This window comes from Microbacterium sp. VKM Ac-2923, from assembly GCF_022815605.1.
Classification (GTDB): domain Bacteria; phylum Actinomycetota; class Actinomycetes; order Actinomycetales; family Microbacteriaceae; genus Microbacterium.
Genome location: NZ_JALGRP010000004.1, coordinates 228,489 through 240,692 on the forward strand (window position 1 = coordinate 228,489; position 12,204 = coordinate 240,692).

The window sequence follows — 12,204 nt, forward strand, 5'->3', positions numbered from 1 at the left end:
CGACCACCGACATCGCCCGGGCTGCCGTCCACAGGGCGGTGGCCGCGCGATCCGGCTGCCGCGGTGTCGGAGGGGCCTGTCAGACTGGGCAGGTGATCACCGACCTACCGTTCGAGAGCGTTTACCGACACGGGTTCGCGCGCGTCGCCGCGTGCACGATCCCCGTCGTGGTCGCCGACCCCGCGTCGAACGCCGCCGCTGTGCTCGAATCCGCTCGCGCGTGCGACGCCGAGGGCGTCGCGGTCGCGGTGTTCCCCGAACTCTGCCTGACCGGCTACGCGATCGACGATCTGGTCATGCAAGATCCACTGCTCGACGCCGTCGAAGCGGCCCTCTCCCGCCTGGTGCGGGCATCCGCGGATCTGCTCCCGGTCCTGCTGGTGGGCGCACCGCTCCGCCACGGCAACCGGCTGTTCAACTGCGCGGTCGTCATCCACCGTGGGCGCGTGCTCGGTGTCGCCCCCAAGGCGTACCTGCCCACGTATCGCGAGTTCTACGAGCATCGCTGGTACGCCCGCGGCGACGACCAGGCGGGGCAGCACATCCGGATCGCCGGCGAGACGGTGCCGTTCGGTCCCGACCTGATCTTCGACGCCGTCGACGTACCGGGACTCACCCTTCACGCCGAGATCTGCGAAGACGTCTGGGTGCCGATCCCCCCGTCGTCGGGTGCCGCACTGGCGGGCGCGACGGTGCTGGCCAACCTGTCGGGGAGCCCCATCACCATCGGCCGCGCCGACGACCGCGGCCTGCTTTCCCAGTCCCAGTCGCTGCGGTGCCTCGCGGCGTACGTCTACGCCGCCGCAGGCCAGGGCGAGTCGACGAACGACGTCTCCTGGGACGGCCAGACCATGATCTACGAGGGCGGGCAGCTGCTCGCCACGACCGAGCGCTTCCCCGACGGGCCTCGCCGGAGCGTGGCCGACGTCGATCTCGACCGCCTGCGGCAGGACCGCATCCGCCAGGGCACCTTCGACGACAACCGGAGGACGACGGCGCCCGCGTTCCGCACGGTCTCGTTCGAACTCGCCCCTCCCGCGGCCGACATCGGTCTGCGCCGCGTGCTCGACCGCTTTCCGTTCGTACCCGACGACCCCGCTCGCCTCGCGCAGGACTGCTACGAGGCCTTCAACATCCAGGTGTCGGGGCTCGTGCAGCGTCTCGAGGCCATCGGCAACCCCAAACCCGTGCTCGGTGTCAGCGGCGGCCTCGATTCCACCCACGCGCTGCTCGTGATCGCCCGGGCTATGGACCGCATGGGGCGCCCTCGCAGCGACATCCTGACGTACACGCTTCCCGGCTTCGCCACGAGCGAGAAGACGAAGCGCAACGCGATGGCGCTCGCCGAGGCCGTCGGGGCCTCGATCGAGGAGATCGACATCCGCCCCGCGGCATCCGAGATGCTCGGGCGCATGGGCCATCCCTTCGCTTCGGGCCAGCCGGTTCACGACGTGACGTTCGAGAACGTGCAGGCGGGCCTACGCACCGACTACCTCTTCCGCCTCGCCAACCAGAACGGCGGCATCGTCATCGGCACGGGCGACCTGTCCGAGATCGCTCTCGGCTGGTCGACCTACGGTGTGGGCGACCAGATGAGCCACTACTCGGTGAACCCGGGAGTGCCCAAGACCCTCATCCAGCACGTCATCCGCTGGGTCATTTCCTCGGGCGAGCTCAGCGCGGCGACAGTGGAGGTGCTGCAGGCGGTGCTCGATACCGAGATCAGCCCCGAACTCGTGCCCGCGGGCCAGGACGGCCGCATGCAGTCCACCGAAGACCGCATCGGGCCATACAACCTGCACGACTTCACGCTGTACCACGTATTGCGCTTCGGGTTCCGGCCCTCGAAGATCGCCTTCCTCGCCGCCCATGCCTGGTCGGATCCGGATGCCGGAACGTGGCCGCCGGGTTACCCGGAGGGTGAACGCCCGTCGTACGACCTGGTGACGGTCGCGAAATGGCTCGACGTGTTCCTGCAGCGTTTCTTCGGCTTCGCGCAGTTCAAACGCACGGCGATCCCCAACGGGCCGAAGGTCTCACCGGCGGGATCGCTTTCGCCGCGTGGCGACTGGCGCGCACCGTCCGACGGGAACGCGCGCGTGTGGTTGGCCGATCTGCGCGCGGCGGTGCCGCAGGCGTTCCACGACTGAATCACCGCTGCCGCGGATTCGGGCGTCAGACCGGCCGCGTCACCACCCCATCGAGCCGGGAACGCCCTTGAACGGGCCCGCCAGCTCGCGCGTGACCCACCCGCCGTAGAAGCCGCCGGGCTGGGGCAGCACGGTCTCGCCGCCGAGAATGACGGCATCCATCGGGCCGGCGTAGACGGCGACGCGGTCGTTCAGAAGTTCGTAACCGGGCATCGGGCTCGGGTAGTTCCAGGCGGCGCGCTCGGCCACCATTCCGCCACCGCCATGCACGTCGAAGTACCGCGCCCCACCCTTGAACTCGCAGAACGAAGCGCCCTGTCCGAGCGACAAGAATCCGCCGAAAGCGGCGATGGGCACGTAATAGACCGGCGGGTGGCTGGTCTCGAGCACGCGGACGACGTCGTCTGTGTCGACGATGCGCGTTCCCCCGAAGTCGATCTGCACCCGCCTGCGCTCGCGCTCCACGCGCGGCGGGCGGGGGTAGTCCCACACGGACTCCTGGCCGGGACGGACGGGATCGGGAACGGGGCGTGCCATGCGCCTACGCTACGCCGCGCCGGCCGCACGGGGGTCGGCCCCGGGGAGAACGGCGCAGGGGCTGCACGGGTTTTCGATAGCCTGGGGCGGAAGGGGGCACTGTGAGCGAGCAGAAGACCGTGACCGACGGCCGACGGTACCGCGCGTACCAGATCATCGGCATCGTGGTGGCTGTGCTGTTTCTGGCCCTCGGCGTGGTCGCCTACCTCGCCGGCGGAGGTCCCATCATCGCCTCCATCGCCGTCGTCGGAGGTCTCGCCGTGTTGATCGTCTCGATCGTGATGATGGTGCGTTCATGAGCGCGCCCGGTGAAGACGGCGGCAAGAAGAAGTACCCGGCTGGGACGGTCGTCATCTGGATCGCCGGGGCGGGCATCGGGCTGTGGCTGCTGATCAGCGGTCTCGTCGGCATCCTCTCCGGCGGGAACTGATCCGGCGCGTCGCGGGAATGTCCACCGGAGTGGATCGTTGTCCTGAGGGTCTATGACCCCCTTCGAAAGGACATCATGACGCGCATCGGACGCAGCGACCTCGACATCCTCCCCCTCTCGCTCGGCGGGAACGTCTTCGGCTGGACGGCCGACCGCGACACTTCGTTCGCGGTCCTCGACGCGTTCCGCGATGGTGGCGGGAACTTCATCGACACGGCCGACGGGTACAGCGCTTGGGTCCCCGGCAACTCGGGCGGCGAGAGCGAGACGCTGATCGGCGAATGGCTCGCCTCCCGCAAGCCCTCTGACATCGTCGTCGCGACGAAGGTGAGCACGCACCCCGACTTCCGCGGCCTGTCCGCGTCGAACGTGCGCGCCGCAGCCGAAACGTCGCTGAAGCGCCTCGGGGTCGACGCGATCGACCTGTACTACGCCCACTTCGACGACGCCGACACTCCGCTGGACGAAACCGTCGCGGCCTTCGCCGACCTCGTCCGTGATGGCCTCGTGCGCTATGTCGCCGTGTCCAATTACACCGCCGAGCGTATCGGCGAGTGGATCTCGCTCGCCGAAGCCGCGGGTGCCGACCTCCCCGTCGCCATCCAGCCGCACTACAACCTCGTGCACCGGACCGAGATCGAGCGCGACATCGTGCCCGTCGCCGAACGTCACGGCATGTCGCTCGTGCCCTACTACGCGCTCGCGAGCGGGTTCCTGACCGGCAAGTACCGGTCGGCGGATGCCACGGGCGACTCGCCGCGAGCGGGGGGAGCCGCGAAGCTGGCCACTCCGGCGGGTCTCGCGCTCATCGATGCGCTCGAAGAGGTCGGTGACGCGCACGGCGCATCCATCGCCACAACCGCACTCGCGTGGCTGCGCGCGCAGCCGACCGTCGCCGCGCCCATTGCGAGCGCCTCGAAAGTCGAGCAGGTCGCCGATCTGCTCGCGAGCGCCTCGCTGGAGCTCACGCGCGATGAGATCGCGCGCCTGTCCGACGCGTCCGAGGCGGCGCAGGACTGACCGTCGGAGCGGGCCCCCGCGCGGGGCCCGCTCCGTGCGGGGCAGCGCGGCGAGGATGGCTCGCGCAGGCACAATAGAGGGGTGAAACTCCTCGTCGCCGCCCATGCTTCCGAACTCGTCGCCTTCGAAGAGGAGATCCCGGGTTTCGAGCGCCTGCTCACCGGGGTGGGGAAGATTCCCGCCGCCTCTGCTCTCACGCGGGCGCTCTGCCGCGGCGAGTACGACGAGATCGTCGTCGTCGGCACGGCCGGAGCGATCGACGATGAGGTCGAGGGCGGGATCTATGAGATCGCCGGCGCGATCCAACACGATGTGAGGGGCCTGGACGGCACCTTCGGCGAACACGTGTCCCTGCCGGCGCGCGTCGACACCGGACATGAGGGTCTGATCATCGCCACCGGTGACCACTTCGTCGACGATGCGCAGACCGTCGCACTCATCCGCGGGCTCGGCGCGGGCCTAGTGGACATGGAATCCTATGCGCTCATCTGGGTCGCGCAGCAGTTCGACGTACCCATCCGCATTCTTCGGGCCGTCTCGGACCGCGCACAGGACGGCGCCACTGAGCTGTGGGACGTCGTGGTGGAGCGCTGCAGTCACCAGCTGCGCGCCGAGCTACGTACTCGCTACGGGGTCTGACTCCAGCCCGCGCAGGCCCGGCCGGTCCGCCGCGCACAACTCCCGCGATCTGCGCTCACGGAGTCTGCGTACCCGTCTTCGCCCGCTTGGCCAGGTCGGCGACGCCCACGATGAGCGCGAGACCCAGGAAGACGCCGACGGTGATCATGCCCGACGCGTAGGCGTCGTGGTACAGCACCGCCGTATCATCCACCGAGTCCTGCTCGCGATACACGGTGGCGTAGAACAGCGCCAGTGCGATGGCCGTGCCGACGGCGGTGCCGATGCGCTGGCCGAGCTGTCCGATCGATCCGGCGACGCCGCCGCTGCGCACAGGGATGTCGGCGAGAGTAAGGGTCTGGTTCGGCGAAATGACGAGCCCGCCCGCGAAGCCGCCGAATGTCATCACGGCCGCCATCGCCCAGGGCGTCCATTCGGGGGCTGTGAACAACGCCACGAGCACGAGGCCACCCGCCGTGGCGACCATGCCCACGATCCCCCATACGACGAGGGGTCGACCGAGCCGGGTGACGAGGTTGCCTCCGATCCAGGAGCTCCAGGCAGAGGCCACGGCGAAGCCGATCGTGACCATGCCGGCGAACACCGGTTCGAGGCCTAGCCCGCCCTGGAGGAACAGGGTGCCCAGGAGGAACATGGCCGGGATCGCCGAGAAGTAGGCGGTCGAGATGAGCACGCCGTTCCGGTACGACGGCAACGAGAAGATCGAGAACGGCATGAGGGGCATGCGACCGCGCTCCGCGTAGCGCCGCTCCCAGTAGACGAATGCTGCGGCGAAGACCACCGAGACCACGAGCAGCCACCATCGATGCGGATTGTCTGCGGGGCTGCCGGTGGTGAAAAGGAAGGGCCACATCAGCGCAAGGATCGTCAGCGCGAACAACAGCACGCCGACGGGGTCGAGATCGAGCCGGCGATGGGACTTCGTGCGGGTGTCGGGCAACAACCACGCGGCGAGGACGATGACGATGGCGACGAGGGGGATGTTGATCCAGAAGATCAGTCGCCAGCCGTCGGTGTCTCCGCCGAGGGCGATGAGAAGACCACCGAGCGTGGGCCCGAACGCCGTCGCGATTCCGATCGTGGCGCCGAACAGACCGAACGCGCGCCCACGCTCCTTACCCTGGAACAGCTGCTGCACAAGACCCAGCACCTGCGGCATCTGGATGCCGGCTGCCACGCCCTGCAGGAGTCGGGCCACCAACAGCACGGTCGTGTTCGGAGCGAGAGCACACGCCAGGCTGGTGACGAGGAACAGCGAAAGTCCCACGAGGAAGAGCACACGGCGGGAGCGGAGGTCGCCCAGCCGCCCCGCCGGGACAAGCACCAACCCGAACGTCAGGATGTAGCCCGAGACGACGAGCTGAAGCTCGGTCGGCCCCGCGTTCAATGCCGCTTCGATCGAGGGCAAGGCCACGTTGACCTTCGTCAGATCGAGGATGGTCAACGCCGCCACCGCGACCGCCACCCAGTAGGCCCGCCACCGGTGCCGCGGTGAGAGAGCGATATCGCGGGTGATGGGGGCGGAGGGTTCCGGGGAGGTGGGGGACTGATCAGACATCGTCTGAGACGCTACTCCGCGCCTCCGACACGGCGTCCGGGCTTGCGCCCGACCACGTGCGCAGCCGCAGCGGCGCGCGGGCCCGGGGTCGACTGACGCGCCGGACGTCGTTCAGTCGACGTCGGGAGCCCCCGCGGTGTGCGGGACCGGATTCGGCCGCGGCGGCCGGACGTCGCTCAGTCGACCTCGCGGCGGGCGAAGACCGCGCGCAGCACGAGGAAGACGATCAACGCGACCACGGCCACGGCGAGCACGCGGAAGGCGAAAGCGATCAACGAGAACAGCACATTGACGATCGCCCAAGCGATGATCACGGCGACGACGACGCCGACAATGGTCCACAGAGTGCTCTTACGCATGTGCCAAGCCTAGACAGGCCGTCCGAGAGACAGGGGCGTCAGCCGAAGGCGCGCGCGGCGTCATGACGGATGACGCTCGGGCCCCGAGGCGTCGCCGTGACGTGAAGCTGCGCCGGCAGCTGATCGCGCATCGACGCCACGTGACTGATGACACCCACCGTGCGGCCCCCTTGACGCAGCTCGTCGAGCGTTCGCATGGCGAGTTCGAGCGTGTCGTCGTCGAGCGAGCCGAAGCCCTCGTCGATGAACAACGTGTCGAGACGGAGCCCGCCGGCGCGGGCGGTGACGACCTCGGCGAGCCCCAGGGCGAGGGCGAGCGAGGTGAGGAACGTCTCCCCTCCCGACAGCGACTGCGGGGGCCGACATTGACCGGTGAAGGCGTCCATGATCTCGAGCCCGAGACCGCTGGACGCCCCCCGCGCGGCAAGCGCATCGGTGTGTTGCAGGCGGTAGCGTCCAGCAGACATGTGCTCCAGGCGCAGGTTCGCCGTGGCCACGATCTCTTCGAGCTCGGCTGCGAGCACGAATGTCTCGAGCGTCATCCGACGCGTGTTCGGCGCCCGCCCCGCCACCGTGTCGGCCAAGCGGGCCACGACCGCGTGCTCGTCGGCAAGGGTCGCCACCGCGGCGTGACCGGAATCGGCGCGCTGCGCCAGAGACCGCAGGCGGTCGGCGAGTGAGCGCCCGGCGGCACGGGCGGCCGCGGTCGCCTGGACCGCTTCGCGCGCCGACGCCACCTCGACCGTGAACGGCGCGAGGTCGATCGGATCGTCTCCCACCTCGACGAGCAGGAGCTCGAGCTCGAGCAGTCGCTGCCGCGTTGCGGCGAGCGCAGCGTCGTGCTCGGCGAGGGTCGTGTCGAGCCGGCGACGTTCTGCGGCCGGACGCAGCGCCGCGGTGACCGAGGCGACATCGGAGAACGGACTCTCGTCGACGAGCGCGACGACGGCGCTGTCGGCGGCCCGATGGGCATCGCGAGCAGCGGAGAGAGTCGACCGCGCCGCGATGAGGTCGCGCACGGCGTCGCGCCGTGTGTGGAGATCGTCCTGTCGGGCCGCGACCGTGTCGAACTCGTCCCGGGCCGCGTCGACCTCATCGCGGAGCGCCTCCGCGCGCTGTCGCGCGAGGGCCAGTTCTTGCCGCGCCACGGCGAGGTCCGCGCCGAGGGTGTCGAGTCTCTGCGCGATCGCCGCGTCGAGGTCGGCCGCCCGAGTGCGGTCGGCACGAACCCGCTCGTACTCGTCGACCTCGGCCGCCGCTGCGGCGAGGGCGTCGTCGGCCGCAGCCAGGCGCGCCCGGAGCACCTCGACCCCGTCGCCACCGGCGAGCGCCGCCGACAGGGCGTGGGCGTCGCGGGCGACGCGGGCGGCGTCGGAGGCGAGACGGTCGCTCTCGACGGCGGTGTTCTTGCGGTCCTCGGCCGCCGCGAGGTCGGCGTCGCTCACGACGGCCTCGGTGCCCCGCGCGGGCTGCGGGTGCTCACGAGCACCGCACACCGCGCACGGTTCGCCGTCGACGAGCTCGTGCGCGAGTTCGACCGCGGCACCGGCAAGGCGCCGGCGCAGCAGCATCATCCACGCATCGATCGCCCGCTGGAGATCGTCGGCGCGGACGAGCGAGGCGAGGTCCGCCTGATCGCGCTGCTCGCGCAGACGCGCGGCCTCGCGGGCGGCGTGCAGGCGGCGCGCCGTCTCGTCGCGGTGCGTGAGCGCAGCATCGCTCCGTGCTTGGGCACCCGCCAGCTCGACCAGGCGCGCGTCGAGGGCGCGGAGCATGTCGGGAACCTCGACGCGGCCGTCGACGAGCTTCTGCCTTTCGCCGTCGACGGCGTCGACCCGGGCGTGCAGGCGCCGAACGTCGAGATCGAGGCCGACGAGTTCTGTCTCGGTGCGCAAAGCCGCCTCTCCTCGCGCAAGGAGAGCGGTGAGGGCATCGTTTCGAGGCCCCAGGTCAGCATCGGCGCTTGCCTCTCGCCGCTCGAGGATGACGGCCTCCGCGTCGCCGTGACGCCGCTCGGCGGCGGACAACGCCTCTCGCGCCGCCCGGGCCGCATCGAGCGCGACGCGGAGCCCTTCGGACCCGGCCGCCGCCTCAGCCTCTTGCCGGACCGCGGCGATCGCCACCGTCGCGGCTTCGAGGACCGCGAGTTTCTCGCGCTCGACGAGGCGATCACGCTGACGCTCGGCGAGTGCCCGCGCTTCGCGCTCGGCGACGAGGGCGGCGTCGAGCCGGGCGTCGGCGGCGCTGTTCTCTCGGGCGAGGGTATCGACGCGATAATCGGCGCGCTCGACCGCCCTCACGACACTCACGAGCCGTTCGACGACGCCGACGGCGTCATCGCGGCCCTCGGACGAGGCATCGTCGCGGCCCGCGTCGAGTTCGTCGACCAGGCGCTCGGCCTCGTCGAGCAGGGTCGACACCTCGACGCCTTCGGCCGCGAGTCGCTCGTGAGCGCGCTTGCGGCGCTCGTCGAGATCTCCCGCGTACTGCTCGAACGAACGCGTGCCGAACAGGGTGCGAAGGAGCGCCAGACGCTCGTCGTTCTTGGCGAGCAGGAAGCGGGCGAAGCGGTTCTGCGCCAGCAGGATGACCTGCAGGAACTGCTGCTGGGTGAGTTTCAGGATCTCGTCGAGACGTGCCGCCACGTCGACGGGGCGAGCGGCCACGCCCGTCCACCCCTCGGGTGCGAGCACTTCGAGCAGTGCGCGGTGCGGCTCCTTCGTCGTGCCGCCGCCGCGACGCTTCGGGCGCTCGAACTCGGGCGACCGCGTCACGCGCCACCGATCGCCCTCGGCGCTGAACTCCAGCGTGACGCGCGTGGGATCGTCGGGCTCGCAGTGGTCGCTCCGCAAGCGCCTCTCGGCTCCGTCGTACCGGGGGACGCCGCCGAAGAGGGCGTAGCAGACGCCGTCGAGCACGCTGGACTTGCCCGCGCCGGTGCGGCCGGTGATCAGGAAGATCCCGTCATCGGCGAACCGCTCGAAATCCACCTCCTGCACGTCGAGGAAGGGGCCGAAACCTTCGAGTTCGAGGCGATGCAGCTTCATGCACGGGCCTCGGCGACGGAGCGGGCGTCGAGCACGCTGCGGATGAGCTCGCGTTCGACCGGCGAGGCGCCCTCGCCCTCGCGGACATGCTCGAGGAACGCGTCGACCACCTCGGCGTCGTCGCGCGCCCCGCGCACCCGGCGGGAGTAGTCCGCGCCGTCGTCGCGCCGCGTATCAGCCGGCAGGTGCACGACGGTCGCGCACCAGGGGAAGCGCGCCTGCAGACGACGCATCGGGTCGGGCTGAGGGGTGGAGTCGGTGTACTCGGCGCGCACCCAGTGGTCTGCGTGAGCGGCGAGGCGTTCGTCGGTGAGCAGGTCGTCGAGGCGCCCCCGCACGGTGAGGAGGGGACGCGGCACGGGCAGATCGAGCCAGTCCACGGAGGCGAGCCCCGACGCGTCGAGCTCGACGAGCCACGATCCGCGCGGTTTTCCCGCCTCGCCGAAGCTGTAGTGCAGGGGGGCGCCCGCGTAGCGCACGCGCTCAGACAGTGTCTGTCGGCCGTGGATGTGCCCGAGCGCCACGTAATCGGGGCCGTTGAACGCGGAGAGGGGGACGACATCGAGCCCTCCCTGTCGGATCTCGCGCTCGACGCCCGGGGTCGACTCGACACCGGCGGCGAAGCAGTGCGCCGCTACGACGGAGCGCCCGCCGCGCGCGGCCGCATCGGCTCGGACGAGATCGAGCGCGTGCGCCATGGTCTGTGCCTGGCTCCGCAATTCGACGCCCGGCCACAGGTGCCGCACGATCGCCGGCTCGAGGTACGGAATCCCGTAGACGTGCACGGGACCATGGTCGTCAGTGAAAGTCACCGGAGTGCCGATCGCCGTGGGGTCGGTCAGGACCGAGATGTCGTCGCGCAGCAGAGCCGACTGGAAGCCGAGTCGAGCGGCAGAGTCGTGGTTGCCGCTGGTGACGACGACGCGGGCGCCCGCGTCGGCCAGGGCGGCGAGGGCCCCGGAGAGCACCGGGTAGCAGGCCGCCGACGGCGCAGCGGAGTCGAAGACGTCGCCCGCGACGACGACGAGATCGACGGCGTGTTCGCGCACCTGGTGGACGAGGGCATCGAGTACGCCGCCGAGGGCGTCGAGGGTCGAATGTCCGTGGAACGAACGCCCGATGTGCCAGTCGGAGGTGTGCAAGATGCGCATGCAGACACGGTACGTCGCACCTCCGACATCGGCTCGCAGCAAACGCACGGACGGCCCCCAAGGGACCGCCGGACGCAGAACGCCCCGCTTCGCCTCAAAGGCGGAGCGGGGCGTGCACGACGGCTATCAGCTGCCCGCGATCTCGGCCGCAAGGGCGCGGATGCGGTCGTCGCCGAGGTCGAGGCCGACATCGGTGAAGCGCTGACGCAGCACATCGGCGATGCGTTCCTCGCTCTTGTCGCCGACGTCTGCGCGTGTCTGGACGACGACGCCTCGGATCCGCGCCTCGTCGTCTGTGGGGTGGGTGTCCATGGCCGGCTCCGACTGCTCATCGGGATGCGGCGTCTTGCGGTCGCGATGTACGGCGCCACCGACCGAGTCGGCCGCGTCGGCCCCTCCGTCAGGACCGGTGCTGGGCTCGGGGGCCCGGGTTTCCTGCGACATGTCAATCCTCCGTACTCAGGTCGGGGTCGATTCCCTGACTCGCGGCGTCGCCCTCGATGGGATCCGAGGGTGCGGCGTCGTTGAGTCGAGGCGACCCCTTGGCGTTCTCGTTGCGCTCGGCGGTCTCGCCGTCGGCGACGGCTCCGCTCTCCCAGCCACCGGGCGGGTCGGCGTCGATGACGCCCTCGGGCAGATCGCGGTCGTCGTTCATGGCGTCCCCTTTCGAGGTCTTCAGCTTTGCGCGTCGGGTGCGCGGCGGGCAGGGGTTGACGTCCGCCCGCGCGCGCGCCTAGTCACGACGTCGGACGGGCGTGCAGAAGCGCTGACCGCTCCGGGTGCGCCTCGAACCACTCCCCCACGTACCAGCACACCGGGATGATCTCTCGGTCACCCGCCTGCTCGATCGCATCGACGGCGCGTTCGGTCACGATCGCGGCGTATCCGTGGCCGCGAAAGGTGGGAATGGTGAAGGCGCGGGTGAGGGCGACCGTGCGCCCGTCGTCTCGATAGTCGAGGACCGAGACGAGGTCATCGCCGCGGTGCAGGGTGAATCGGGATGCCGTCTTGTCATCGGCGAAAAGCAGATCGGACATGCCGAGAGGCTACGCCGCCGCGCGACGACGATGGCGGGATCACGCAGAATGCTCGGCTCCAGCGCAGGTTCCCCCTGTCGCACCGTGCACTATGCCTCGCGACGGCCGTCTGGTCACGATTTGACCTCGTCGGACGCGGTGAGTAATAATGCCGCCATGACTGACAACGCGCGTTCTCTGTCCGCCCGGGAGGCGAACAGGACTGCCGGCATGATGATGCCCGGCCGCGCTGTCATGTGTTGTCGAATGTGCCGCTAACCGCGACCCTCGCCCGGG

Annotated in this window: 13 protein-coding genes; 5 read left to right on the forward strand and 8 right to left on the reverse strand. The window is 70.1% G+C overall.

Going from position 1 to position 12,204, the window contains the following annotated elements; genetic code table 11:
- Positions 1-92: 92 nt before the first annotated feature.
- Positions 93-2,150 (forward strand): NAD(+) synthase, encoded by a 2,058-nt coding sequence (locus MT347_RS08930; RefSeq protein ID WP_243500234.1) that lies wholly within the window; start codon positions 93-95, stop codon positions 2,148-2,150.
- Positions 2,151-2,189: 39 nt separating this feature from the next.
- On the opposite strand, the gene MT347_RS08935 is transcribed toward MT347_RS08930, so the two are convergent.
- The gene (locus tag MT347_RS08935) at positions 2,190-2,687 is read right to left on the reverse strand and encodes a DUF427 domain-containing protein (RefSeq protein WP_243500236.1); all 498 of its coding nucleotides are present in this window, start codon (positions 2,685-2,687) and stop codon (positions 2,190-2,192) included.
- A gap of 101 nt (positions 2,688-2,788) precedes the next feature.
- On the opposite strand from MT347_RS08935, the gene MT347_RS08940 reads away from it, so the two are divergent.
- From MT347_RS08940 to MT347_RS08950, 4 genes are all read left to right on the forward strand, one after another.
- Positions 2,789-2,986 (forward strand): hypothetical protein, encoded by a 198-nt coding sequence (locus MT347_RS08940; protein ID WP_243500238.1) that lies wholly within the window; start codon positions 2,789-2,791, stop codon positions 2,984-2,986.
- A complete protein-coding gene (locus MT347_RS18155; protein ID WP_279391171.1) occupies positions 2,983-3,117 on the forward strand; it encodes a hypothetical protein in 135 nt (44 codons plus the stop codon). Before MT347_RS08940 ends, MT347_RS18155 begins: the two co-directional genes overlap by 4 nt.
- A 75-nt stretch (positions 3,118-3,192) precedes the next feature.
- Complete coding sequence (locus tag MT347_RS08945; RefSeq protein WP_243500240.1) at positions 3,193-4,137, forward strand: aldo/keto reductase; 945 nt, start codon at positions 3,193-3,195, stop codon at positions 4,135-4,137.
- Positions 4,138-4,218: 81 nt separating this feature from the next.
- Entirely contained in the window at positions 4,219-4,776 is a 558-nt protein-coding gene (locus MT347_RS08950; protein ID WP_243500242.1) for a nucleoside phosphorylase, read from the forward strand.
- Positions 4,777-4,831: 55 nt separating this feature from the next.
- Here MT347_RS08950 and MT347_RS08955 read toward each other — a convergent pair whose 3' ends face one another.
- From MT347_RS08955 to MT347_RS08985, 7 genes are all read right to left on the reverse strand, one after another.
- The gene (locus tag MT347_RS08955) at positions 4,832-6,334 is read right to left on the reverse strand and encodes an MFS transporter (RefSeq protein WP_243500244.1); all 1,503 of its coding nucleotides are present in this window, start codon (positions 6,332-6,334) and stop codon (positions 4,832-4,834) included.
- 176 nt (positions 6,335-6,510) lie between these two features.
- Positions 6,511-6,693 carry a hypothetical protein gene (locus MT347_RS08960; RefSeq protein ID WP_243500246.1) on the reverse strand — a complete coding sequence of 61 codons (183 nt, stop codon included), beginning with the start codon at positions 6,691-6,693 and terminating at the stop codon, positions 6,511-6,513.
- 38 nt (positions 6,694-6,731) lie between these two features.
- Positions 6,732-9,740 carry an AAA family ATPase gene (locus MT347_RS08965; RefSeq protein WP_243500248.1) on the reverse strand — a complete coding sequence of 1,003 codons (3,009 nt, stop codon included), beginning with the start codon at positions 9,738-9,740 and terminating at the stop codon, positions 6,732-6,734.
- Positions 9,737-10,891 carry an exonuclease SbcCD subunit D gene (locus tag MT347_RS08970; RefSeq protein WP_243500250.1) on the reverse strand — a complete coding sequence of 385 codons (1,155 nt, stop codon included), beginning with the start codon at positions 10,889-10,891 and terminating at the stop codon, positions 9,737-9,739. The genes MT347_RS08965 and MT347_RS08970 overlap by 4 nt, the downstream gene beginning before the upstream one ends.
- A gap of 126 nt (positions 10,892-11,017) precedes the next feature.
- On the reverse strand, positions 11,018-11,335 hold the full coding sequence (locus MT347_RS08975; RefSeq protein ID WP_243500252.1) for a hypothetical protein: 318 nt from the start codon (positions 11,333-11,335) through the stop codon (positions 11,018-11,020).
- Between the two features lies 1 nt (position 11,336).
- Entirely contained in the window at positions 11,337-11,546 is a 210-nt protein-coding gene (locus tag MT347_RS08980) for a hypothetical protein (RefSeq protein WP_243500254.1), read from the reverse strand.
- A gap of 82 nt (positions 11,547-11,628) precedes the next feature.
- Positions 11,629-11,928, reverse strand: coding sequence for a GNAT family N-acetyltransferase (locus MT347_RS08985; protein ID WP_243500256.1), 300 nt, complete (start codon positions 11,926-11,928; stop codon positions 11,629-11,631).
- Between the last annotated feature and the right edge of the window lie 276 nt (positions 11,929-12,204).